At 73.1% G+C, this 22,533-nt stretch carries 20 protein-coding genes; 11 read left to right on the top strand and 9 right to left on the bottom strand.

Features of this window, described 5'->3' with window-relative positions:
• Positions 1-22 precede the first annotated feature (22 nt).
• The 4 genes from AC07B0_RS30705 to AC07B0_RS30690 form a co-directional block, all read right to left on the bottom strand.
• The gene (locus tag AC07B0_RS30705) at positions 23-901 is read right to left on the bottom strand and encodes an amino acid ABC transporter permease (protein WP_467296685.1); all 879 of its coding nucleotides are present in this window, start codon (positions 899-901) and stop codon (positions 23-25) included.
• The gene (locus tag AC07B0_RS30700) at positions 898-1,572 is read right to left on the bottom strand and encodes an amino acid ABC transporter permease (RefSeq protein WP_467296687.1); all 675 of its coding nucleotides are present in this window, start codon (positions 1,570-1,572) and stop codon (positions 898-900) included. Before AC07B0_RS30700 ends, AC07B0_RS30705 begins: the two co-directional genes overlap by 4 nt.
• Positions 1,573-1,655: 83 nt before the next feature.
• Positions 1,656-2,510, bottom strand: coding sequence for a glutamate ABC transporter substrate-binding protein (locus AC07B0_RS30695; protein WP_467296689.1), 855 nt, complete (start codon positions 2,508-2,510; stop codon positions 1,656-1,658).
• A gap of 84 nt (positions 2,511-2,594) precedes the next feature.
• Positions 2,595-3,380: an amino acid ABC transporter ATP-binding protein gene (locus tag AC07B0_RS30690; protein ID WP_356874219.1), complete on the bottom strand. Its 786-nt coding sequence runs from the start codon at positions 3,378-3,380 to the stop codon at positions 2,595-2,597.
• A gap of 285 nt (positions 3,381-3,665) precedes the next feature.
• On the opposite strand from AC07B0_RS30690, the gene AC07B0_RS30685 reads away from it, so the two are divergent.
• Both AC07B0_RS30685 and AC07B0_RS30680 read left to right on the top strand, forming a co-directional pair.
• Positions 3,666-4,382 carry a response regulator transcription factor gene (locus AC07B0_RS30685; protein ID WP_356874221.1) on the top strand — a complete coding sequence of 239 codons (717 nt, stop codon included), beginning with the start codon at positions 3,666-3,668 and terminating at the stop codon, positions 4,380-4,382.
• A 13-nt stretch (positions 4,383-4,395) separates the two neighbouring features.
• Positions 4,396-5,808 (top strand): sensor histidine kinase, encoded by a 1,413-nt coding sequence (locus AC07B0_RS30680; protein ID WP_478899393.1) that lies wholly within the window; start codon positions 4,396-4,398, stop codon positions 5,806-5,808.
• A 16-nt stretch (positions 5,809-5,824) separates the two neighbouring features.
• Here the strand turns inward: AC07B0_RS30680 and AC07B0_RS30675 are convergent, their stop codons facing one another.
• Together AC07B0_RS30675 and AC07B0_RS30670 are read right to left on the bottom strand one after the other, a co-directional pair.
• The gene (locus tag AC07B0_RS30675; RefSeq protein WP_478899391.1) at positions 5,825-8,011 is read right to left on the bottom strand and encodes an endo-beta-N-acetylglucosaminidase; all 2,187 of its coding nucleotides are present in this window, start codon (positions 8,009-8,011) and stop codon (positions 5,825-5,827) included.
• 23 nt (positions 8,012-8,034) lie between these two features.
• The gene (locus tag AC07B0_RS30670; RefSeq protein WP_478899390.1) at positions 8,035-9,294 is read right to left on the bottom strand and encodes a glycoside hydrolase 5 family protein; all 1,260 of its coding nucleotides are present in this window, start codon (positions 9,292-9,294) and stop codon (positions 8,035-8,037) included.
• A gap of 380 nt (positions 9,295-9,674) precedes the next feature.
• On the opposite strand from AC07B0_RS30670, the gene AC07B0_RS30665 reads away from it, so the two are divergent.
• Together AC07B0_RS30665 and AC07B0_RS30660 are read left to right on the top strand one after the other, a co-directional pair.
• Entirely contained in the window at positions 9,675-10,703 is a 1,029-nt protein-coding gene (locus tag AC07B0_RS30665) for a LacI family DNA-binding transcriptional regulator (protein ID WP_478899388.1), read from the top strand.
• 27 nt (positions 10,704-10,730) lie between these two features.
• Positions 10,731-11,714 (top strand): ROK family protein, encoded by a 984-nt coding sequence (locus AC07B0_RS30660; protein WP_478899387.1) that lies wholly within the window; start codon positions 10,731-10,733, stop codon positions 11,712-11,714.
• Between the two features lie 15 nt (positions 11,715-11,729).
• Here AC07B0_RS30660 and AC07B0_RS30655 read toward each other — a convergent pair whose 3' ends face one another.
• Positions 11,730-12,725: a TAXI family TRAP transporter solute-binding subunit gene (locus tag AC07B0_RS30655; protein WP_469381025.1), complete on the bottom strand. Its 996-nt coding sequence runs from the start codon at positions 12,723-12,725 to the stop codon at positions 11,730-11,732.
• 121 nt (positions 12,726-12,846) lie between these two features.
• On the opposite strand from AC07B0_RS30655, the gene miaB reads away from it, so the two are divergent.
• Together miaB and AC07B0_RS30645 are read left to right on the top strand one after the other, a co-directional pair.
• A complete protein-coding gene (gene miaB / locus AC07B0_RS30650; protein WP_356874232.1) occupies positions 12,847-14,352 on the top strand; it encodes a tRNA (N6-isopentenyl adenosine(37)-C2)-methylthiotransferase MiaB in 1,506 nt (501 codons plus the stop codon).
• Between the two features lie 74 nt (positions 14,353-14,426).
• Positions 14,427-15,134, top strand: a complete 708-nt coding sequence (locus AC07B0_RS30645; protein ID WP_478899386.1) for a class III extradiol dioxygenase subunit B-like domain-containing protein — start codon at positions 14,427-14,429, stop codon at positions 15,132-15,134.
• A gap of 70 nt (positions 15,135-15,204) precedes the next feature.
• Here the strand turns inward: AC07B0_RS30645 and AC07B0_RS30640 are convergent, their stop codons facing one another.
• Entirely contained in the window at positions 15,205-15,450 is a 246-nt protein-coding gene (locus tag AC07B0_RS30640; RefSeq protein WP_356874236.1) for an antitoxin, read from the bottom strand.
• A gap of 24 nt (positions 15,451-15,474) precedes the next feature.
• A complete protein-coding gene (locus AC07B0_RS30635) occupies positions 15,475-15,705 on the bottom strand; it encodes a hypothetical protein (RefSeq protein ID WP_478899385.1) in 231 nt (76 codons plus the stop codon).
• Positions 15,706-15,891: 186 nt separating this feature from the next.
• Here AC07B0_RS30635 and miaA point away from each other — a divergent pair, with 186 nt between their 5' ends.
• From miaA to AC07B0_RS30610, 5 genes are all read left to right on the top strand, one after another.
• A complete protein-coding gene (gene miaA / locus AC07B0_RS30630; RefSeq protein WP_356874240.1) occupies positions 15,892-16,830 on the top strand; it encodes a tRNA (adenosine(37)-N6)-dimethylallyltransferase MiaA in 939 nt (312 codons plus the stop codon).
• A 111-nt stretch (positions 16,831-16,941) separates the two neighbouring features.
• A complete protein-coding gene (locus tag AC07B0_RS30625; RefSeq protein ID WP_478899401.1) occupies positions 16,942-17,496 on the top strand; it encodes a hypothetical protein in 555 nt (184 codons plus the stop codon).
• Positions 17,497-17,618: 122 nt separating this feature from the next.
• Positions 17,619-18,494, top strand: a complete 876-nt coding sequence (dapF, locus tag AC07B0_RS30620; protein ID WP_356874244.1) for a diaminopimelate epimerase — start codon at positions 17,619-17,621, stop codon at positions 18,492-18,494.
• A 140-nt stretch (positions 18,495-18,634) separates the two neighbouring features.
• A complete protein-coding gene (locus AC07B0_RS30615; RefSeq protein WP_356874246.1) occupies positions 18,635-20,716 on the top strand; it encodes a RelA/SpoT family protein in 2,082 nt (693 codons plus the stop codon).
• A gap of 183 nt (positions 20,717-20,899) precedes the next feature.
• On the top strand, positions 20,900-22,360 hold the full coding sequence (locus AC07B0_RS30610; RefSeq protein WP_478899384.1) for a M1 family metallopeptidase: 1,461 nt from the start codon (positions 20,900-20,902) through the stop codon (positions 22,358-22,360).
• Positions 22,361-22,533: the final 173 nt, after the last annotated feature.

Here is a 22,533-nt window from a genome sequence, read left to right as displayed (position 1 = left end):
CAGACCCCGGGTGGGGTCGGGGTCACATGGCCCTGCCCGTGGCCATGTCGCCGACGTCGGCGACACCGACCACCGCGCCGGTGCCCTTCGTGGACTTGCGCTGGCGGCTCTCCAGCCAGGAGGCGAAGCTGGTGAGGGCGAAGTTCACGGCGATGTAGATCAGCGCGATCACCACGAAGGTCGCGATGGTGTTGCTGTAGTTCGCGGAGATCTGCCGGGCCGTCGACAGGAGCTCGGTCAGGCCGAGCAGGGTGCCGCCGAGGGCCGTGTCCTTGAGGATCACCACGAGCTGGCTGACCAGGGCCGGCAGCATCGCGGTGACGGCCTGGGGGATCAGCACGTGGACCATGGTCTGGCCCTTGCGCATGCCGATCGCCTTGGCAGCGTCGGTCTGGCCCCGGGGCAGGGACTGCACGCCCGCCCGGACGATCTCGGCGATGACCGAGGCGTTGTACAGCACCAGGCCGGCGACGACCGCGTACAGCGGGCGGATGTCGGAGGAGACCGGCGTGAACTGGACGAAGAAGGCCGAGCCGAAGATCATCAGCATCAGCACCGGGATGGCGCGGAAGAATTCGACGAACGCGCCGACGGGGACGCGCACCCAGGCGTGGTCGGACAGCCGGCCGATGCCGAGCAGGGCGCCCAGGGGCAGTGCGATCACCACGGCGATCGCGCCGGCCTTGAGGGTCTCCAGCAGGCCCGGGATCAGGAACGTGGTCCAGACCTGGCTGTCGGTGACGAAGGGGGACCACTTCTCGGCGTCGAGCTGGCCCTTCTCCGACATGAGGCCCAGCGCCCACCACACGGCGAGGCCGAGCAGGACGACGAAGACGACGGTGTAGATCCAGTTCCGGGACTTCGCCTTCGGGCCCGGGGCGTCGTACAGCACGGAGGTCATCGCTTCACCGCCACTCGCTTGGCCACCCAGCCCAGCAGCAGGCCGGTGGGCAGGGTCAGCAGGACGAAACCGAGGGCGAAGATGCCGAACACGGCGAACAGCGCCTGGGCCTCGTTCTCGACCATGGTCTTCATCAGCAGGGCCGCTTCGGCCACGCCGATGGCCGCAGCCACCGTGGTGTTCTTGGTGAGTGCGATCAGTACGTTGGTGAGCGGCGCGATGACCGCCCGGAAGGCCTGGGGGAGCACGATCAGCGTGAGCACCTGGAAGAAGCTCAGGCCCAGTGCACGTGCGGCCTCCGCCTGGCCCACGGGCACGGTGTTGATGCCCGATCGCAGCGCCTCGCAGACGAAGGTGCCGGTGTAGGCCGAGAGTCCGAGGACCGCGAGCCGGAAGCCGGTCTCCTTGAACGTCTCGCCGCCCAGTGAGATACCCAGGGTCTCGCTGAGGCCCAGCGAGCAGGCGATGATCAGCAGGGTCAGCGGGGTGTTGCGGACCACGTTGACGTACGTGGTGCCGAAGCCGCGCATCAGCGGGACCGGGCTGACCCGCATCCCGGCCAGGACGGTTCCCCATATGAGGGAGCCGACCGCCGAATAGAGGGTGAGCTGAACCGTCACCCAGAAGGCTCCGAGCACGTCGTACTGCCCGGAATCAAGAAAGTCGAACACGTTGCCCTGCGCTCTCCCCAGAGTGGCCGGTGAGGGGCGCCGCCGCCCGCGGCAGGCGGGCGGCGACGCCCCTCACCGGGGAATCAGCTGCCTTCGGTGATCTGCGGGGCAGGCTCGTTCTTGTAGTTGGCGGGGCCGAAGTTCTTCTTTACGGCCGCTTCCCAGGAACCGTCCGAGACCATCTTCTTCAGCGCGGCGTTGATCTTGGTCTGGAGGTCCTTGTCGCCCTTCTTCAGACCGATGCCGTAGTTCTCGTTGCTCATGCTCAGCCCGACGAGCTTGAACTTGCCCTTGTTCTTCTCCTGCGCGGCGTAGCCGGCCAGGATCGAGTTGTCCGTGGTCAGCGCGTCGATCGACTTGCTCTCCAGGCCGGTGAGGCACTCGGAGTAGCCCGCGGACTCCTTGAGGTCGGCCTCGGGGGCCAGCTTGGTCTTGACGTTCTGCGCGGAGGTGGAGCCGGTGACCGAGCAGAGCTTCTTCTTGTTCAGGTCCTCGGGCTTGGTGATGCTGGTGTCGTCGGCGCGGACCAGCAGGTCCTGGTGGGCGAGGAGGTACGGACCCGCGAAGTCCACCCGCTCCTTGCGCTTGTCGTTGATCGAGTAGCTGGCGACGATGAACTTCACGTCGCCGTTCGAGATGAGGTTCTCGCGCTCGGCGCTGATGGCCTGCTTGAACTCGATCTGGTCGGGCTGGTAGCCGAGTTCCTTGGCCACGTAGGTCGCCACGTCGACGTCGAAGCCCGTGTACTTGCCGTCCGGGGTCTTCAGGCCCACGCCCGGCTGGTCGAACTTGATGCCGATGACGACCTTGTCCTTGCCGCCGCCACCGGACGGACCGGCGTCACTGGAGCCCTTGTCGCTGCCGCCGCCACAGGCGGTCGCAGTCATGGCGAGCGCGACGGCGACGGCCGCGGCCGCACCGACCTTGGAGATCTTCATGGTGAACTTCCCTCGGGTGAGACGTGGTTGAGCGACGAGCGAGATGTGTGCTCCGTCGAACGGATCACTACCAGACGAGAACCGTCAGTGGTGCAGGATCTTCGACAGGAAGTCCTTGGCGCGGTCGCTGCGCGGGTTGCTGAAGAACTGCTCGGGCGTGGCCTCTTCGACGATCTTTCCGTCGGCCATGAAGACGACCCGGTTCGCGGCCGAGCGGGCGAAGCCCATCTCGTGCGTGACGACGACCATCGTCATTCCCTCCCGGGCGAGCTGCTGCATGACTTCCAGCACCTCGTTGATCATTTCCGGGTCGAGGGCCGAGGTCGGCTCGTCGAACAGCATGACCTTCGGTTCCATCGCCAGCGCCCTGGCGATCGCCACGCGCTGCTGCTGGCCTCCGGACAGCTGCGCCGGGTACTTGTCGGCCTGCGAGCCGACACCCACCCGGTCCAGCAGCGACTGCGCCTTCTCGCGGGCGGCCGCCTGGTCCGTCTTGCGGACCTTGATCTGACCCAGCATGACGTTCTGCAGCACGGTCTTGTGCGCGAACAGGTTGAACGACTGGAACACCATGCCCACGTCGGCGCGCAGCCGGGCGAGTTCCTTGCCCTCGGCCGGCAGCGGCTTCCCGTCGAGCGTGATGGTGCCCGAGTCGATCGTCTCCAGCCGGTTGATGGTCCGGCACAGCGTGGACTTGCCCGATCCCGAGGGACCGATCACCACGACGACTTCACCGCGGGCAATGCTCAGATCAACGTCCTGAAGCACGTGCAGCGCGCCGAAGTGCTTGTTGACGTTGCTCAGTACGACCAGGCCGTCCGCGGCACCGGCCGCGTCCTGCACGTCCTTGGTCACTGATACTCCGCTCATCGGCTTCTTGCTCCGTCCTCCGTCGGTTGGGAGGACAGTAGTGACGAGGCGCGCACAGCGTCATCACATCTGAGGGAGAATTGAGCATAACGATACGGCCTCGCCCGGATACGCTCCGTGCGTGAGCCCCACCCTGGGCGATCCGTACGCGTACCGGGTGCATAACGGAAGACTCGCCGGACCGGAACCCCCTTGACGTGGGACTCTTCATGGGCGTGGATGCATGGTGGCCCGTGTTGGGCCATTCTTCGTCCGGACGTCGTGAACAGGAAAGGGGGACGCCACATGAGGCTGCTGCTCGTAGAGGACGACGACCACGTCGCCGCCGCCCTGTCCGCGATCCTCGCCCGGCACGGCTTCCGGGTGACGCACGCCCGCAACGGCGAGGAGGCCCTCCAGGCGCTGCTGCCGGCCGGTGCGCCCGCCGGCGCCTCTCCCTACGGGGTGATCCTGCTCGACCTCGGCCTCCCCGACCAGGACGGCTACGAGGTCTGCGGGAAGATCCGCAAGCGCACCGCCACCCCGGTGATCATGGTGACGGCGCGGGCCGACGTCCGCTCCCGCATCCACGGCCTGAACATGGGCGCCGACGACTACGTCACCAAGCCCTACGACACCGGCGAGCTCCTCGCCCGGATCCACGCCGTCGCCCGGCGCACCGGCGCCTCCGAAGAGGCCGCCGCCACCGGGACCGGGGCCCCGGCCGTGGTCCGGCTCGGCCCCGTCGCCATCGAGCTGCCCACCCGCCGGGTCAGCGTGAACGGCGTCGACGTACCGCTCACCCGCAAGGAGTTCGACCTGCTGGCCCTGCTCGCGCAGCGGCCCGGCGTCGTCTTCCGCCGCGAGCAGATCATCAGCGAGGTCTGGCGCACCAGCTGGGAGGGCACGGGCCGCACCCTCGAAGTCCACGTCGCCTCGCTGCGCTCCAAGCTGGGCCTGCCCGCCCTCGTCGAGACCGTCCGCGGGGTGGGCTACCGGCTCGTCACCCCGGCCGCGCCCTAGCGGGGGTCCCGCCGTGCGCACCCGCCTGCTCCCGCTCCTCGTCGTCCTCATGGCGGGCGTACTGCTCGCGCTCGGTTTCCCCCTCGCCGTGAGCCTGGCCGCCGGGCAGCAGCAGAACGTGATCGTCGACCGCATCGACGACAGCGCCCGCTTCGCCGCCCTCGCCCAGTTCGTCATCGACGCCGAGGGCTCCGGCTCCACCGGCGCGGACGAACGCCGCGAGACCCTCCAGCAGGAACTCGCCCGCTACCAGGAGCTCTACGGCATCCGCGTGGGCATCTTCAGCCGCGACGACAACGCCATGGCCCGCGCCCCCGGCTGGTGGGAGCTCCCCGACACCCGCGAGGGCCGCCAGGCCTTCGAAGAGGCGCTCGCCGGCCGGCGCAGCCACGATCCGCCGCAGGTGTGGCCCTGGCAGACCAAGGGCAAACTGCTCGTCGCCTCCCCGGTCGTCCTCGACGGGGACGTGGTCGCCGTCGTCGTCACCGAATCGCCCACCGAACAGATGCGCGGCCGGATCCTGCGGGGCTGGCTGTACATCGCGGCCGGTCTCGCCGCCGCCATGCTGCTCGCCTTCGGCGCGGCCCTGCGGCTCACCAGCTGGGTCCTCAAGCCCGTGCGGACCCTGGACGCCGCCGCGCACGGCATCGCCACCGGCCGGATGAACTCCCGCGTCGCGGCCGCCGGCGGCCCCCCGGAACTCCAGCGCCTCGCCCGCTCGTTCAACGAGATGGCCGACAACGTGGAAGAGGTACTGGAGCAGCAGCGGGCGTTCGTCGCCGACGCCTCCCACCAGCTGCGCAACCCCCTCGCCGCGCTGCTCCTGCGCATCGAGCTCCTCGCCCTCGAACTGCCCGAGGGCAACGAGGAGATCGCCTCCGTGCGCACCGAGGGCAAACGCCTGACCCAGGTCCTCGACGACCTGCTGGACCTGGCGCTGGCCGAACACGCCTCCGCCGAGATCAGCCTCACCGACATCGGGGCGCTCACCGCCGAGCGGGTCGCCGCCTGGCGGCCCTACGCCGAGGAGAAGGGCGTACGGCTCACCGAGACGGGCCGGTCCGCCGTCACCGGCTGGGCCGACCCCATCGCCCTGTCCAGCGCGCTCGACGCCGTCATCGACAACGCCCTGAAGTTCACCCCGGACGGGGAAGAGGTCGAGGTCTCCGTCTCCGCCGCCGGGCGCAGCGCGCTCGTCGTCGTCGCCGACCGGGGGCCCGGCCTGACCGACGAGGAGCTGCTGCGCGTCGGCGACCGCTTCTGGCGCAGCGGCCGCCACCAGAACGTCAAGGGCTCCGGGCTCGGCCTGTCCATCTCCCGCGCCCTGCTCGCCGGGGGCGGCGGGACCCTCTCCTACGAGACGAACCCGCCGCACGGGCTGCGCGTCACGGTCGCCGTGCCGCGCACCGACCCGCACAACCCCTGACCCCTCCCGCGGCGCCCTACCAGGCGAGCTCCGTGCGGGCGGGCGCCGAGGCCGTGTACGTCTCCCCGACCGACCGCAGCTCGAAGACCGCCGCCCGCTCCCGCCCGGCGCGGGTGACCCGGGGGACGTGGAGGGCGGCGGCGCAGGTGCCGCCGAGGAAGCGGCGGGTGCCGTCGGGGAGGAGGCGGTGGAGCTCGTAGTGGCGGACCGGCCCGGCTGCCCGGTCCCACGCCAGGCGCAGCTCGGCCTCGTCACCCCGGCGGACCGAGGCCGTCACCTTCAGGTGGGCGGGCGGGGCCGGGCGCCGGGTGCGGGCGGTGTCGCGTACCGACATGGCCCCGAGCCGCCAGGACACCGGCTCCTTCCCGCCCGGGGTGATCCGTACGGCCAGGGCGTACGCGGTACTCCCGGCCAGCGCCGCGAGGGGGACGCGGGTGGTCCGCCAGCCCCGGCCGGCGGCCGGCGCCGCCGCGCGCAGCCACGTGTACGGGACGGGGGCGCCGGGAGCGGCCGGCTCGCGCGTGGCGACCCCGACCTCGACGGAGACCGGGCCGGCCCCGGTGCGGTGGACCAGCTCGGCGACGGTGGTGCGGGTCAGCGGGAGCCGGGTCACGTGCAGCCCTACGGCGGCGGGGGCGGTGAGCCGGCCCGACACGAGGAGGCTGGAGCCGCCGCGCCAGGCGTCCGCGAAGTCCAGCGCGACGGTGGGGCGTTCGCCGGCGGTGTCCACCACCCAGCGGCGGCCCGGCAGCCGGTCCTGGAGGGCGAGGTGGCTCCACGGGGTCTCGCCGGACACCTCGCCGTCCTCGTACCAGCGCAGCCCGTGCCCGGTGTTGAAGGAGCAGGCGAAGGGCAGCCCGGTGACGGTGGACCGGTCGGCGACGGCCGTGGCGGGGGCCCGCCAGCCGGATCCGGGGGCGGGTCTGGCCGGGTCGAGGGACTCGCCGGTCCAGAACAGGTCGTCGGAGAGGTGGAAGGCGCCGGGGGAGCGGTCGGTGAGGTGGTTGCGGGTCCACTCGGGCCGGTAGAAGCCGTAACTGACGACGTGGTCGCGGTCGCGCGGGATGATCGCGTCCCAACGGACCTGTGAGTGGCGGCCGTTGGACTCCACGTCCACGGCCGCCCACAGTTCGTGGCGGGAGCGGCCCAGCCGGTCGGCGAGGGCCCCGGAGGCGGCGAGGGTCTCCTGCGTCCAGCGGAAGTCCACGAACAGGGTGTCCGCGACCTTCCCCGCCCGGTCCTCGAAGAACTCCTGGTTGAGCGCGTTGAGGGCGCCCTGCCAGCCGACGCTCCCGGTGATGTTCATGGCGTCGTACCAGGTGATGCGCAGTCCGTGCGGTGCGCCCGCCGCCCGCAGGGCGCGCAGGAACTCCCGCGTCCGGGACGCCAGCGCGCTGTCGCCGCCGTCGGTCTCGGCGTTGACGAACCAGCCGTCGAACCCGTGGGTCAGGGCGACTTGGACGAGTTTCTCCGCCAGCGGGAAACGGCCGAGGGGGTCGCGCTGGACCAGGTCGCGCGTCCACCGCAGGTCGCCGCCGTAGGCGACGGGCGGCAGGAACACGTTGCCGAGGACCCGGACGCCGTTGCGGTGGGCGGCGTCGGTCACCGGCGCGTTCGGCGCGAGGACGATGCCCTCGCCGGCGGAGCCGCCCCAGAAGACCAGCTCGTCGATGTACGCCCAGTGCGTGAGGGCGTACGAGTCGGCGGTCGCCGACCCCTGGGAGGGGTTCCCCGCCGTGGGCCCGAACGAGACCAGCGAGGCGATGCGGGCCTGGCCCGCGCGGGCGTCACGGTGCGGGGGCACGGGGGTGAAGCGCGGGGCCAGCGGGACGGTCGCCGCGTTGTGGGCCAGGTCGGGGTCGGACTCCGGGGTCCACGCCTTCAGCGAGCGCCACACGATCCCGGCGCCGGGCTCGCCCGGGGGCAGGGAGTCGGGGAACCAGTAGGAGGCGTACGGGGCCAGGCCCCCGGGCGGGGGCGCGGGAATGGGGGTCGGGGCCTGCGTCGGGGCCGGAGGGGCCGCCCGCGCCGGGCCGGGCGCGGTTAGCAGCACGGCGGCGCCGGCCCCGGCGGCCAGCACCGTACGCCGGGCCGGCCGCCCGGCGGTGCCCGGTGCGGGGGTGCCCGGAGCGGTGCCGCCGGGCGGGCCCCCGCCGGATGCCGGGGACGTACGGGACGCTGCGTCCGGGGCGGTCTCGGACATGCGGGTCTCCTCACGTGGGGCGGTCAGGTGACGTCGGGCACGCGCAGCACCTCGGTGATGCCGCGCGCGGACAGGTGGGCCGGATCCCCGGCGCGTTCCGCCAGGACGGCCGTGGGGCGCACCCCCTGGGCCGTCAGCGCGGCCCAGGCCTCGAAGAACGCGCCGCCCGGGGCGCACACCGAACGCCGCGGGGCGTCCGGCACCCCGCCGGCGTCCAGGACGAGGGCCGTGGACCGGGGCGCCGGGCGGTGCTCACGGCCCCGCCACCGCTCGGCGATCCGGGCGACGGCGGCGCCGGCGGGCTTGGTCCGGCGGTCGTTGGTGAGCAGGCCGAGCCCGTACTCCAGTTCCGGGAAGTCCGCGAGGTCCCGGGACACGTCGTGCGAGCACCACCAGGTCACCCCCCACAGGTCCGGGCAGTCCAGGGCGTTCGCCACGGTGGCCTCGGCGAAGCGGGCGGCGTCCTCGGGCCGGATCAGCGGGGCGGGCGCACCGACCTCCTGGAGCCACACCGGGCGGTGCGGGTCCAGCGCCCACGCCTTGGACAGCTCGATCAGGTAGGCGGCGTGGTGCTCGGTCGCCGTCCCGGTGGGGCCGTGGCGCTGCGCGGTGCCGTTGAACACCCACGAGTGCACGGCGGTGGCCCGGCCGAGGCGGGCCGCCTGGGCGGGGGTGAAGGGGTGCCCGTCCTGGTACCAGGCGGCGTCGTACTCGGCGTGCAGGTGGAACCCGCCCGGGGCGCCCTCCTCGCAGGCGGCCAGCATCCGCTCCAGCCAGCGCTGCGCCCCGGCGGCGGTGATGCGGTCGGGGTCGGGGTGCGGCTCCCCGGCGAACTGGTTGACCTCGTTGCCGACCGTCATGCCGAGGAAGTTCGGCCGGCCGGCGAGGGCGGCGGCCAGTGTGCGCAGGTACTCCGCCTGCCCGGCCATCACGTCCGGATCCCCGAAGAGGTTGCGCCGGTGCCAGGTCCCCGTCCAGGCGGGCAGGAAGTCGAAGCTCGACAGGTGCCCCTGGAGCCCGTCCACGGCGACGTCGAGCCCGCGCTCGGCCGCGGCGTCGGCGAGCGCGACCAGCTGCTCGACGGCGCGCGGCCGGATCAGGGTGCGGTTCGGCTGGAACAGCGGCCACAGCGGGAACACCCGGACGTGGTCCAGGCCGAGCCCGGCGACCGAGTCGAGATCGGCTCTGACCTCGTCGAGGTCGAAGTCCAGCCAGTGGTGGAACCACCCCCGGGTCGGGGTGTAATTCGCGCCGAAGCGGAGCGTGCGCGGGGCGTGCGGCATGAAACGTCCTGGAGTTCAGGGGAATTCACCGGATGCCACAAGCTGCCGCCCGGACGGGGGAAAGTCAACAGGGCCTCCATATTCATCCACACGGATTCTCCGGCTGCGGCACTTATGCGCTTCAGTCCCGTTGACAGGCGGGCTGCACGCCTCGACGGTGATCGCGCTAATGCGGTTTAGTTGGCCGTGTCGATCAGGCCGGAGGCCGGATGTCATCCCGGAAAGCAGGGCGAAATGGACAGCGGAATTTCGGTCACCCCGGTCGCAGGGCCGCGCCGAACCGCGCGCCCTCGTCGGCGGCACCTGGAGGGCGGCCCGCCGGGGCGGGATCGCGTACGGTCCGCCCATCGCAGTCCACGTCACCGAGGGATGAGGCAGGCATGGCCCGCAGACCCACCATCAAGGACATCGCCCGCCGCGCCGGGGTGTCGGAGAGCGCCGTCTCCTTCGCGCTCAACGACCGGCCCGGGGTGTCCGACAGCACGCGCGCCCGGGTCCGGCAGGTCGCCGAGGAACTCGGCTGGCAGCCCAACAGCGCCGCCCGCGCCCTGTCCGGGGAACGCTCCGGAGCCGTCGGACTGGTCCTGGCCCGCCCCGCGCACACCCTCGGCGTCGAGTCGTTCTTCCTTCAACTCGTCTCCGGCATCCAGGAGGTGCTCGCGGCCGACCGCACCGCCCTGCTCTTCCAGGTGGTGGAGGACATCGACGCCGAATGCGCCGTCTACCGCCGCTGGTGGGCGGAGCGGCGCGTCGACGGGGTCCTCGTCGTCGACCCCCGTACGCGCGACCCGCGCCCGGAACTCCTCGCCTCGCTCGGCCTGCCCGCCGTCATGATCGGCGGCAGTGGGGAGCCCGGCCCCTCCTCCGTCTGGGCCGACGACGCCCGGGCCATGGCCGAGGTCCTGGACCACCTGCACGCCCTGGGCCACCGCCGGATCACCCACGTCGCCGGCCTGCCCGGACTCGCCCACACCGCCCGCCGCATCGCCTCCCTGGACGCCGAGGCCCAGCGCCTCGGCTTCGAGGAGGGCCGGGTGAGCTCGGTGACCACCGACTACTCCGACACCGAGGGCGCGGCCGCCACCCGCCGGGTCCTCGCCCAGCCGGAGCCGCCGACGGCGCTCGTCTACGACAACGACGTGATGGCGGTGGCCGGCAGCGCCGTCGCCGCCGAGCTCGGCATCGCCGTGCCCGGCCGGCTCTCCATCGTCGCCTGGGACGACTCCGCCCTGTGCCGGGTCACCCACCCCCGGCTCACCGCGCTCGTCCGCGACACCGCCGGATTCGGCCGGCTGGCCGCCGAGGAACTCCTCGCCGTCCTCGCCGGAGCCGCCCCCCGGGCCCGGGAGAGCGAGCTGCCCCGGCTCGAACCCCGCGAGAGTACGGCCCCGCCCACGGCCGCATACTGAGAACCGACCCCTTCCAGGAGCGCCGCCGTGACCACTCCCACCTCTGCCTTCCCCGCGCCCCGCGCGGCCGCCGCGGCCACCGGTCCGAGCGTGGCGATCGACATCGGCGGCACCAAGATCGCCGGCGCGCTGGTCCAGCCCGACGGCACCATGACGGCGGCCACCCGACGCCCGACCCCGCGCGGCGGGGAAGCCGAGGCGGTGATGGCGGCGGTCGCGGAGGTCATCGCCGAACTGTCCGCAGCCCCCCTGTGGCCGCAGGCCGTCCGCTGCGGCATCGGCAGCGCGGGGCCCGTGGACACCTCCCGGGGCACCGTGAGCCCGGTCAACATCGGCGCCTGGCGGGACTTCCCCGTGCAGGCCCGCGTCGCCGCCGAGCTGGAGGCGCGCGGGGCCCGCGTCCCGACCGTCCTGGCCGGCGACGGCGTGGCCATGACGGCGGCGGAGCACTGGCTGGGCGCGGCCCGGGGGCACGCGAACGCCCTGTGCATGGTCGTCTCGACCGGCGTGGGCGGCGGCCTGGTCCTGAACAACCAGCTCCACCCCGGCCCCACCGGCAACGCGGGCCACATCGGCCACATCAGCGTCGCCTTCGACGGAGAGCGCTGCGTCTGCGGCGGTCACGGCTGCGTCGAATCCCTCGCCTCGGGCACCGCCATCGCCCGCTGGGCCCTCGCCCAGGGCTGGACCGGCCCCGACCCGACCGCCGCCGGGGTCGCGGCCTCCGCCGCGGCGGGCGACCCCGTCGCGCTGGCCGCCTTCGACCGCGCCGGCCGGGCCCTCGCCGCCGCCATCGCGGCCACCGCCACGCTCGTCGAGACCGACATCGCCGTCATCGGGGGCGGGGTCGCCGCCGCCGGGGACACCCTCTTCGCGCCGGTCCGCCGCCACCTGGCCTCGTACGCGACCCTGGGCTTCGTGGCGGGCCTCCAGGTCGTCCCGGCCACCCTCGGCACCCACGCGGGCCTGATCGGCGCGGCCGCGGCGGCGATGATGCTGCCCGCCGCCTGACGGTCACCCGACGGGCTACGGCTTCACCGACCGGTAGTACCGGCGGGCCCCCTCGTGCAGGTCCAGCGGGTCCGTGTAGATCGCCGTCCGCAGGTCCACCAGCTGGGCGGCGTGCACCTGGTGCCCGATCCGGTCTCGGCTGAGGATCACCGTCCGCGTGAACTGCTCCGTCAGCTGCGCGCTGGTGTCCTCCCGGGTCACCAGCAGGTTCGGCACGGCCACCGTCGCCACCGCCGACGTGTTGCGGGCCCGCGCGTACGCGTCCTGCGGCATCACCGCCGCCCGGTAGTACCGCGCCGGGCTCCCGCCGGCCTGGAGCTGCTCCACCAGGTCGCCGAGCTGCACCAGCCGGATCTCGAACCGCTCCGACAGCTCCCGCACCGCGGTCGTCGGCAGCCCGCCCGACCAGAAGAAGGCGTCGATCCGGCCCGCCTCCAGCTCCGCCGGCATGGTGTCGATCCCTATGGCGACCGGGGTGATGTCCCGCGCCGGGTTCAGCTTGGCCGCGGTCAGCAGCCGCTCCGAGATCAACCGCACCCCGGAGCCGTCCTGGCCGATCGCCACCCGCTTGCCCCGCAGGTCACGGGCCGACTGCACCGAGGACCCGGCGGGCACCACCAGCTGCACGTAGTCGTCGTAGAGCCGTGCGCAGCCGCGCAGCCGCTCCGCGCCCGGCTTCCCGTCGAGGCGGTACTTGGACACCGCGTCCGCCGTCGCCACCGTGAAGTCGGCCTGGCCCGAAGCCACCCGGCTCAGGTTCTGCTGCGAGCCCTCACTGGTCTCCAGCCGGACCCGCACCCCGGGCATGTTCTGCGCGAGGGCCTGCTCCAGCAGCTGGCCGTAGCGGTGGTAGACGCCGCTACGGACGCCCGAGCTGAAGGTGAGGTCCCCCTTCAGTTCCGAATCGCCGAAGGGCCGCAGCCACCACAGCAGCGCCCCGAGCACGGCCAGTACCGCCACCAGGCCCTGTAGGGCGCGGCGCCGGCCGGGACGGGTCGGGAGGAGGGGCATGCCGGCGATCCTGCCACCCGGCCGCCGTCCTGTCACGGCGGAGCCGCCCGCCCCCGGTGCCCCGCGGGGACGGCGACCGAGACCGCGCCCGGGGCCCGGGACCAACCCTTACCCTTGTGGGGTGAGTGTCGAGGGCGAGGCTGCTGTTTTGAAGACGTACGAGGTACGCACCTACGGGTGCCAGATGAACGTGCACGACTCCGAGCGGCTTTCCGGTCTGCTGGAGGGCGCCGGCTACACGCGGGCGCCCGAGGGCTGCGACGGCGACGCCGACGTGGTCGTCTTCAACACCTGCGCGGTCCGGGAGAACGCCGACAACAAGCTGTACGGCAACCTCGGCCGGCTCGCCCCGATGAAGACGAAGCGCCCCGGCATGCAGATCGCCGTCGGCGGCTGCCTCGCGCAGAAGGACCGCGACACGATCGTCAAGAGGGCCCCCTGGGTCGACGTCGTCTTCGGTACGCACAACATCGGCAAGCTGCCCGTCCTCCTGGAGCGCGCCCGCGTCCAGGAGGAGGCGCAGATCGAGATCGCCGAGTCGCTGGAGGCCTTCCCCTCCACGCTCCCGACCCGCCGCGAGTCCGCGTACGCCGCCTGGGTGTCGATCTCCGTCGGCTGCAACAACACCTGCACCTTCTGCATCGTCCCGGCGCTGCGCGGCAAGGAGGAGGACCGCCGTCCCGGCGACATCCTCGCCGAGGTCGAGGCGCTCGTCGCCGAGGGCGTCTCCGAGATCACCCTGCTCGGCCAGAACGTCAACGCCTACGGCTCCGACCTGGGCGACCGCGAGGCCTTCAGCAAGCTGCTGCGCGCCTGCGGGCAGATCGAGGGCCTGGAGCGGGTCCGCTTCACCTCCCCGCACCCGCGCGACTTCACCGACGACGTGATCGCGGCCATGGCCGAGACCCCGAACGTGATGCCGCAGCTGCACATGCCCCTGCAGTCCGGTTCCGACCCGATCCTCAAGGCGATGCGCCGGTCGTACCGGCAGGAGCGTTTCCTCGGCATCATCGAGAAGGTCCGCGCCGCGATCCCGCACGCCGCGATCTCCACCGACATCATCGTGGGCTTCCCCGGTGAGACGGAGGAGGACTTCCAGCAGACGATGCACACCGTCCGCGAGGCCCGCTTCGCGAACGCCTTCACCTTCCAGTACTCAAAGCGCCCCGGCACCCCCGCGGCCGACATGGACGGGCAGATCCCCAAGGAGGTCGTCCAGGAGCGCTACATGCGTCTGGTCGCCCTCCAGGAGGAGATCTCCTGGGAGGAGAACAAGAAGCAGGTCGGCCGCACCCTGGAGGTCATGGTCGCCGAGGGCGAGGGCCGCAAGGACGGTGCCACGCACCGCCTGTCCGGCCGCGCCCCCGACAACCGCCTCGTGCACTTCACGAAGCCGGACGAGGACGTCCGTCCCGGCGACGTGGTGACCGTGGACGTCACCTACGCCGCCCCGCACCACCTCCTGGCCGAGGGCCCGACCCGCGCCGTGCGCCGCACCCGCGCCGGCGACGCCTGGGAGAAGCGCAACGCGGCCCCGGACCGGCCGGCCGGCGTGATGCTGGGCATCCCGACCCTCGGAGTCCCGGCCCCGCTGCCCGTCGCCACCTCGGGCTGCGCGATCGACTGACCGTCAGACGACCCAGTGCCGGCGGTCGGGGCTTCACCGGCGGGATCCGGAGGGGATGGCCTAGGCTGCGGATCATGCTCGTAGCCGCCGCCGTCTGCCCCGCCCCGCCGCTCCTCGTGCCGGAGGTCGCCGCGGGGGCCGCCGCCGAACTGGGCGGGGCCCGTACCGCCTGCTCGGACGCGCTGGCCGTGCTCGCCGCCTCCCGGCCCGACCTCCTGGTCGTCGTCGGGGCCGCCGACCAGGACCACCTCGGGCCCTACCCCCAGGGCTCCCGGGGCACCTTCCGCGGCTTCGGCGTCGCGGCCGACGTCACGCTCGGAGAAGGCGACGAGGGTCCCCGCCTGCTGCCGCCCTCCCTCACCGTGGGCGCCTGGCTGCTCGGGCACGCCCGCTGGGGCGCCGCCCCCGTGGAGGGGCTGGGCGTCGCCGGACTGCTGGAACCGGAGCACTGCCTGGAAGCCGGGCGGGAACTCGCCGCACGGGACGGACGCGTCGCGCTGCTCGTCATGGGGGACGGCAGCGCCTGCCGGACCCTGAAGGCCCCCGGCTACCTCGACGAGCGCGCCGCCGCCTTCGACGCGGCCGCCGCCCGGGCCCTCGGCGCCGCCGACACCGCCGCCCTCTCCGCCCTCGACGCCGGGCTCGCCCACGAGCTCCAGGCCGCCGGCCGGGCCCCCTGGCAGGTCCTCGCGGGCGCCGCCGAAACCGCGGGCCTCGACGGCCGCCTGCTCTACGAGGACGCCCCGTACGGGGTCGGCTACTTCGTCGCCGCCTGGTCCTGACCCGGAGCGCCGACCGGCACGCGGAAGGGGCGCGGGACCGTCCCGGTCCCGCGCCCCTTCCGCGACCGCGTCAGGAAGCCGCCGGCGGCGTCGGCCCGCCGGGAGCGTCCTTGTGCGCGATCTTGCCCAGCGCGTCCTTCGCCTTGCCCGTGCCGCTCGTGATCTGGCCGCTGTACTTGCCCTTGGTCTTGGAGTCGACGGCCTTCGCCACCTTGTCCAGACCCTCGCCGATCCTGCCCTCGTGCTGCTGCGCGAGGTCGCCGACCTTGTCCTTCGCCGGAGCGAGCTTGGCCTTGAGGTTGTCGAGCAGGCCCATGGGCCACCTTCCAGTGGTGAGCGGTTACGTACGGGCGCCCTCGCCGGCCTCGCTGTCCGCGGCCGCCTCCACCGACTGCTGCTTCGGGATCTCCACGGCTTCCGCCGCCGGAGCCCCGGCCGCCGGCTCGGCCTCCGCGGCCCGTCCGGCCGGCTCGGTCTCAGCCGCCGGCGTCTCCGCCGTCTCGGCCTCGGCCGCGACCGTCTCGGTCGCTACCTCGTCCTTACGGCCAAAAAACCGGCTGAAAACGCCCATGTCTGCTCCTATAACGTTACTCGTGGGAGTGAAGTTCCGCCCCGGCCGAACCGGCCTCCACCCGGCGCACACAAGGCGTGCGCCGGGCCGGAACCTCTTGGGGGGCAACGACCCCGCCGGCGGCCCGTCACGTAACTCGATCGGGTACATGGCCGTGCCTTGACCGGGGGCTGCGAGACTGTGTCGGTGAGGAAAGCAGCCCCCGCCCCGCGGGTCATCGCCGTCGTCGGTCCCACCGCGGCCGGAAAGTCCGACCTGGGCGTCGCCCTGGCCCGCCATTTCGACGGCGAAGTCGTCAACGCCGACTCCATGCAGCTGTACCGGGGGATGGACATCGGCACCGCCAAGCTGACGACCGAGGAACGCGGCGGCGTCCCGCACCACCTCCTCGACATCTGGGACGTCACGGAGACCGCCAGCGTCGCCGAGTACCAGCGCCTCGCCCGCGCCGCGATCGACGCCCTGCTCGCCGAGGGCCGCACCCCCGTCCTCGTCGGCGGCTCCGGGCTGTACGTGCGCGGCGCCCTCGACGCCATGGAGTTCCCGGGCACCGACCCCGAGGTCCGGGCCCGGCTGGAGGAGGAGGCGACCCTCCGCGGCCCCGGAGCCCTCCACGCCCGCCTCGCCGCGCTGGACCCGGCCGCCGCCCACGCGATCCTGCCCAGCAACGGCCGCCGGATCGTCCGGGCCCTGGAGGTCATCGAGATCACCGGCCGGCCCTTCACCGCGAACCTGCCCGGCCACGACTCGGTCTACGACACCGTGCAGATCGGCGTGGACGTCGCCCGCCCGGAACTCGACGAGCGCATCGCGCTGCGCGTCGACCGGATGTGGGAGGCGGGCCTGGTCGACGAGGTCCGCACCCTGGAGGCCCGCGGCCTGCGTGACGGAATCACCGCTTCCCGCGCGCTGGGCTACCAACAGGTCCTCACCGCCCTCGCGGGAGGGTGCACCGAGGACGAGGCCCGCGCCGAGACCGTACGGGCCACCAAGCGCTTCGCCCGCCGCCAGGACTCGTGGTTCCGCCGCGACCCCCGCGTGCACTGGCTCAGCGGCGCCGCCGCGGACCGCCGGGAACTCCCCGGACTCGCGCAGTCGTTGGTCGAACGAGCGGTCACAGCCTGATCACGTGATGGCATCGGGACGCCCCGCGAGCCCGTCCGGGGCCCGGGACCGTGCCATCATCAAACTTCTGAACAGCGACGTACGAAGTCCGAGTGGGGAGGGCGCGTGGCTATGGAGGCCGGCCCTCGTGACACCGGGCGGGACGACATCAGGCGGGAAGCGGACCCGATGCTTCACAGCGGGCCCGGGCGGACCGGCGACAGCCCCGGTCCGGACGCGCCGGGCGGACCGGACACCCCCGACGGGCTCGGCCTGCCCGCCGACCCCGCACGGCTGACCACCGACGGCCCCGACGCCCCGGAGCCCGGTGCGGAGGCCGCCTCCGCCCCCGAGTTCGAGGTCGAGCTGCGCCCGCAGCGGCGCCTGCGGATCTGGCAGATCGCCCCCATCGTGATCCTGGCCGCCTCCGGGTCCCTGATGTTCGCCTTCCCCCTCGCCTTCGAGTTCGGCGACGGCGGAGCCGTGGTCGCCATGCTCGGCTTCCTCATCTGCTGCTGCGCCGGCGGCTGGGGCATGATGGCCGCCCGCCGCGTGGGCTACTCCTGGCCCGGGCTCCCGCCGCGCGGGAGCGGCCGCCGCCCCGACTGGCGGATGGCCGCGCTGTACGCGCTGGTCGCGCTGGCCGTCGTGGCACTCGCCGTGTACCGGGTGGCCCGGCTCCGCTAGTGCCGTGCCGGGCGTCGCGACCCGGTGGACCTTTCCGGTCACGGCACCAGCTCGTGTCGTACGGGCTGACGCCGCGCTGATCCCGCCCGACGCCTGCGCCGCCGCCTCGGTACGATGGCCCGGTGACGCACACCACCCTCTCCTTCCTCAAGGGTCACGGCACCGAGAACGACTTCGTGATCGTCCCGGACCCGGACAACGCCATCGAGCTGCCCGCATCCGCCGTCGTCGCCCTGTGCGACCGCCGGGCCGGCATCGGGGCCGACGGTGTGCTCCACGTGGTGCGGTCCGCCGCCCACCCCGACGCCGCGCACCTGGCCGACGAGGCCGAGTGGTTCATGGACTACCGCAACAGCGACGGCTCGGTCGCCGAGATGTGCGGCAACGGCGTACGCGTCTTCGCCCGCTACCTGCACCACGCCGGCCACGTCGAGCCCGGCGACCTCGCCGTCGCCACCCGTGGCGGCGTCAAGCAGGTCCACCTCGACAAGACCGGCGACGTCACCGTCTCCATGGGCCGCGCGACCCTCCCCGAGGGCGAGGTCACCGTCTCGGTCGGCGACCGCTCCTGGCCCGCGCGGAACGTGAACATGGGCAACCCGCACGCCGTGGCCTTCGTCGACAGTCTCGACGACGCCGGGACCCTGTACACGGCCCCGCCCTTCAGCCCCGCCGACGCGTACCCCACCGGGGTCAACGTCGAGTTCGTCGTCGACCGCGGCCCCCGCCACGTGGCCATGCGCGTCCACGAGCGCGGCTCCGGCGAGACCCGCTCCTGCGGCACCGGTGCCTGCGCCGTCGCCGTGGCCGCCATCCGGCGCGACGGCGCCGACCCCGCCCTCACCGGCGAACCGGTCGGCTACACCGTCGACCTGCCCGGCGGCACCCTCGTCATCACCGAGCACCCCGACGGGCGGATCGACATGACCGGACCCGCCGTCATCGTCGCCTCCGGCGAGTTCGAACCCACCTGGCTCAGCGAAACGGCTTTCGCCTGAAGATTCCCTCGCATGGGTGATCCGTTTCACGCTGAGCGAGAGGTGGACTGCGCCACGTGGTGGGGTCGGTAACATCAGGCACCGGCCCTGAGGGCTCACCCCATGCCCGCCACCGCCGGTCGAAGCCGCCGGAGGTGCCCATGAGTGCAGAGGCCACGAACCCCGAAGCACATGCCGAAGTGCGTCCTGAGCTGCGCAGACGGGGCCGGACGCGGCTCGATCTGCGGCGGCTCGGCCGGGCGGCCCTGCTCGGTCCCACGTCCCGCGACCGGCTCCCGGACGCGATCGGACACGTAGCAGAAGCCCACCGCGCCCACCATCCGGACGCCGATCTGTCCGTTCTGCGGCGGGCCTACCTGCTCGCGGAGACCTCCCACCGCGGTCAGATGCGCAAGAGCGGTGAGCCGTACATCACACATCCGCTCGCCGTCACCCTCATCCTCGCCGAACTCGGCGCCGAGACGACGACCTTGACGGCCTCCCTCCTCCACGACACCGTCGAGGACACGGACGTGACCCTCGATCAGGTCCGCGAGGAGTTCGGCGACGAGGTCTGCTTCATCGTCGACGGCGTCACCAAGGTCGAGAAGATCGACTACGGCGCCGCCGCCGAACCCGAGACCTTCCGCAAGATGCTCGTCGCCACCGGCAACGACGTCCGCGTCATGTCCATCAAACTCGCCGACCGGCTGCACAACATGCGCACCCTCGGCGTGATGCGCCCCGAGAAACAGGAACGCATCGCGAAGGTGACCCGCGACGTCCTGATCCCCCTCGCCGAACGGCTCGGCGTCCAGGCCCTGAAGACCGAACTGGAAGACCTCGTCTTCGCGATCCTGCACCCCGAGGAGTACGAGCACACGCGCTCCCTCATCGCCGCCCACGCCGGCGAGGCCGACCCGCTCCCCGCCATCGCGGACTCCGTACGCGCCGTCCTGCGCGAGGCCGGCATCACCGCCGAGGTGCTCGTCCGGCCGCGGCACTTCGTCTCCGTCCACCGGATCGCGCGGGGACGCGGCGAACTGCGCGGCTCCGACTTCGGCCGCATCCTCGTCCTCGTCGCCGAGAACGCCGACTGCTACGCCGTGCTGGGGGAACTCCACACCTGCTTCACGCCCGTCGTCTCGGAGTTCAAGGACTTCGTGGCCGTACCGAAGTTCAACCTCTACCAGTCCCTGCACACCGCCGTCGCCGTCCCCGAGGGCTACGTCGCCGAAGTCATCGTCCGCACCCGGCAGATGCACCGCGTCGCCGAAGCCGGCGTGGTCGCCCTCGGCAATCCCTACGCCACCGGAGAGCCCGCCGACTGCGACGAGGAACGCGTCGACCCCACCCGGCCCGGCTGGCTGTCCCGGCTGCTCGACTGGCAGCAGTCCGCGCCCGACCCCGACACGTTCTGGACCGTCCTGCGCGCCGAACTCGCCCAGGACCGCGAGATCACCGTCTTCCGCGAGGACGGCAGCGCCTCCGGCACCATCAGCCTGCCCGCAGGGGCCAGCTGTATCGACGCCGCCTACGCCCAGCACGGCGAGGCGGCCCACGGCTGTATCGGCGCCCGCGTCAACGGGCGCCTCACCTCCCTGTCCTCCCCCCTCTCCGACGGGGACACCGTCCAGCTGCTGCTCGCCCAGGACGCCTCCTCCGGGCCCGCCGCCGACTGGCTGGACCACGCCAAGACCCCCGCCGCCCGGATCGCCATCAGCAGCTGGCTCCAGTCCCACCCGGACGGGGCCGGCCCCGCCACCGCCGCCCCCCGCGCACCGCTCTCCGTGATCGGGGCGCGCGGCGGCGGGGGCAACGCCGTCGCCGACCTGCCCGACGCCACCGTGCGCCTCGCCGGCTGCTGCACCCCGGTACCGCCGGACGCCGTCGCCGGGTTCCTCGTACGCGGCGGGGCCGTCACCGTGCACCGCGTCCAGTGCCCGGCCGTGGACCAGATGCGGTCCGTGGGCCGAACGTCCGTCGCCGTGCACTGGCGGGCCACGGCGGACTGCCGCGTCACGCTCCGCGCCGAATCGTTCGGCCGCCCGCACCTGCTGGCCGACCTCACCGAGGCGATCGCCCGCGAGGGCGTCGAGGTGGTCTCCGCGACCGTGGAACCGCCCGTCGAACAGCGGGTCCGCCACACGTACACGCTGCAACTGCCCGACGCGGCGGGACTGCCCGCCCTGATGCGCGCCATGCGCGACGTACCGGGCGTCTACGACGTGCGCCGCGCGTAGGGGGCCTTGCCGGTCGGGCGGCCGGACGGGCCGGGGTCGGGGCCGGGGCCGTGGGGGAGCGGGGGCGCAGGGGGAGCGCGGTGGGGGCGCGCATAGGCCGGTCCGTGGCCGGAGAGCCTCGTTCGGGTGGTCGCGTCGCGCGTCGCGCGCGGGCCCGCGCCAGCCGCTGGTAAGCGGTGGTGGATGCAGCTCACCTCCCCGCGCCTGCGCGCCGCCCTGCTCGCCGCGGCCTCCCTCACCCTCGTCGCCGCCGTGCTGCCCCCGCCGAAGCCGCTGGGCATCGGCGACCGGCTGTTCCCGGAGCTCGGCAACCCCGGGTACGACGTCCTCTCCTACGACCTGTCCTTCACGTACAAGGACAATCGCAGCCCCCTGGACGCGGTCACCGTCATCGAAGCCCGCAGCCTGGAGCCGCTGGAGCGGATCAACCTCGACTTCACCCACGGCACGGTGGCGTCCGCCGAGGTCAACGGGGAACCGGCGCGGTTCGAGAGCGTCGGGGAGGACCTCGTACTGACGCCCGCGCACGCGGTCGCGGCGAGCGTTCCGCTGCGCATCACCGTCCGGCACACCAGCGACCCGCGCGGGCGCGCCGACGGCGGCTGGGTCCCCACCGAGGACGGCCTGGCCATGGCCAACCAGGCCGACGCCGCCCACCGCGTCTTCCCCTGCAACGACCACCCCGCCGACAAGGCCTGGTTCACGTTCCGGATCACCGCCCCGGCCGGCCTCACGGCCGTCGCCAACGGGGTTCCGGGAGCCCTCCCCACTGCCCGGGCCGGAGGTGCCACGCAGTGGACGTACCGGACCCTGCACCCGATGGCCACCGAACTGGCCCAGGTGTCCGTCGGCCGGTCCGCCGTCGTCCACCGCACCGGTCCGCACGGGCTGCCGCTGCGCGACGTGGTGCCCGCCGTCGACCGGGAGAAGCTGGAGCCCTGGCTGAAGAAGACCCCCGGGCACGTCGCGTGGATGGAGGAGCGGGTCGGCCGCTACCCCTTCGAGAACTACGGGGTGCTGATCGCCCGGGCCACCACCGGCTTCGAGCTGGAGACGCAGACCCTCTCCCTCTTCGAGCACGGGCTCTTCACGGGGGCGGGCTACCCCGAGTGGTACGTCGAGGCCGTCATGGTCCACGAGCTCGCCCACCAGTGGTTCGGCGACAGCGTGAGCCCGCGCACCTGGTCCGACCTGTGGCTCAACGAGGGCCACGCGACCTGGTACGAGGCCCTGTACGCGGACGGGCTGGGCAAGTACTCCCTGGAGCGGCGCATGCGCGAGGCGTACCAGCGCTCCGACCAGTGGCGGGCGGCGGGCGGCCCCCCGGCCGCACCGAAGGCCTCCGGGCCCGGCGAGAAGATCGGACTGTTCCGCCCGGTGGTCTACGACGGCGCCGCGCTGATCCTCTACGCGCTGCGGCAGGAGATCGGCACGGCGGCCTTCGACCGCGTCGAGCGCCGCTGGGTCGCCGAGCACAAGGACGGGGTGGCGGGCACGGCGGACTTCGTACGCCTGGCCTCGCAGGAAGCCGGACGGGACCTCGGGGCCTTCCTGGAGCCGTGGCTCTACGGGGCGAAGACCCCGCCCATGCCGGGGCACCCGGAATGGAGCGGCCCGGCATCGGCCGGCGGGAAAACGGTATGACGGGCGAGGAACGGGCATGTCACCATCGACGAGGCCGTCAGGGAACCCCCTCCCGGGGAATCACCGGACGGGGTGACGCGTTGCACGTGACAGTGTGATGTCACGCGCGGCGGTACCTTTGGCCATAACCGGGCCGGGCTTCGCCGGACAGGCCCCGGCAACCGGCTCCGGCC

Source organism: Streptomyces sp. NPDC044704 (genome assembly GCF_056433525.1).
This window is presented reverse-complemented; position numbering and strand designations above follow the sequence as displayed.

Coding starts and splice junctions, on each gene's coding strand:
- AC07B0_RS30640 (WP_356874236.1), bottom strand. CDS start 15,450: ATGGGCCTGCTCGACAACCTCAAGGCCAAGCTCGCTCCGGCGAAGGAC.
- AC07B0_RS30685 (WP_356874221.1), top strand. CDS start 3,666: ATGAGGCTGCTGCTCGTAGAGGACGACGACCACGTCGCCGCCGCCCTG.
- AC07B0_RS30655 (WP_469381025.1), bottom strand. CDS start 12,725: ATGCCCCTCCTCCCGACCCGTCCCGGCCGGCGCCGCGCCCTACAGGGC.
- AC07B0_RS30610 (WP_478899384.1), top strand. CDS start 20,900: ATGCAGCTCACCTCCCCGCGCCTGCGCGCCGCCCTGCTCGCCGCGGCC.
- AC07B0_RS30635 (WP_478899385.1), bottom strand. CDS start 15,705: ATGGGCGTTTTCAGCCGGTTTTTTGGCCGTAAGGACGAGGTAGCGACC.
- AC07B0_RS30645 (WP_478899386.1), top strand. CDS start 14,427: ATGCTCGTAGCCGCCGCCGTCTGCCCCGCCCCGCCGCTCCTCGTGCCG.
- AC07B0_RS30665 (WP_478899388.1), top strand. CDS start 9,675: ATGGCCCGCAGACCCACCATCAAGGACATCGCCCGCCGCGCCGGGGTG.
- AC07B0_RS30625 (WP_478899401.1), top strand. CDS start 16,942: ATGGAGGCCGGCCCTCGTGACACCGGGCGGGACGACATCAGGCGGGAA.
- AC07B0_RS30705 (WP_467296685.1), bottom strand. CDS start 901: ATGACCTCCGTGCTGTACGACGCCCCGGGCCCGAAGGCGAAGTCCCGG.
- AC07B0_RS30690 (WP_356874219.1), bottom strand. CDS start 3,380: ATGAGCGGAGTATCAGTGACCAAGGACGTGCAGGACGCGGCCGGTGCC.
- AC07B0_RS30675 (WP_478899391.1), bottom strand. CDS start 8,011: ATGTCCGAGACCGCCCCGGACGCAGCGTCCCGTACGTCCCCGGCATCC.
- AC07B0_RS30615 (WP_356874246.1), top strand. CDS start 18,635: ATGAGTGCAGAGGCCACGAACCCCGAAGCACATGCCGAAGTGCGTCCT.
- AC07B0_RS30695 (WP_467296689.1), bottom strand. CDS start 2,510: ATGAAGATCTCCAAGGTCGGTGCGGCCGCGGCCGTCGCCGTCGCGCTC.
- AC07B0_RS30670 (WP_478899390.1), bottom strand. CDS start 9,294: ATGCCGCACGCCCCGCGCACGCTCCGCTTCGGCGCGAATTACACCCCG.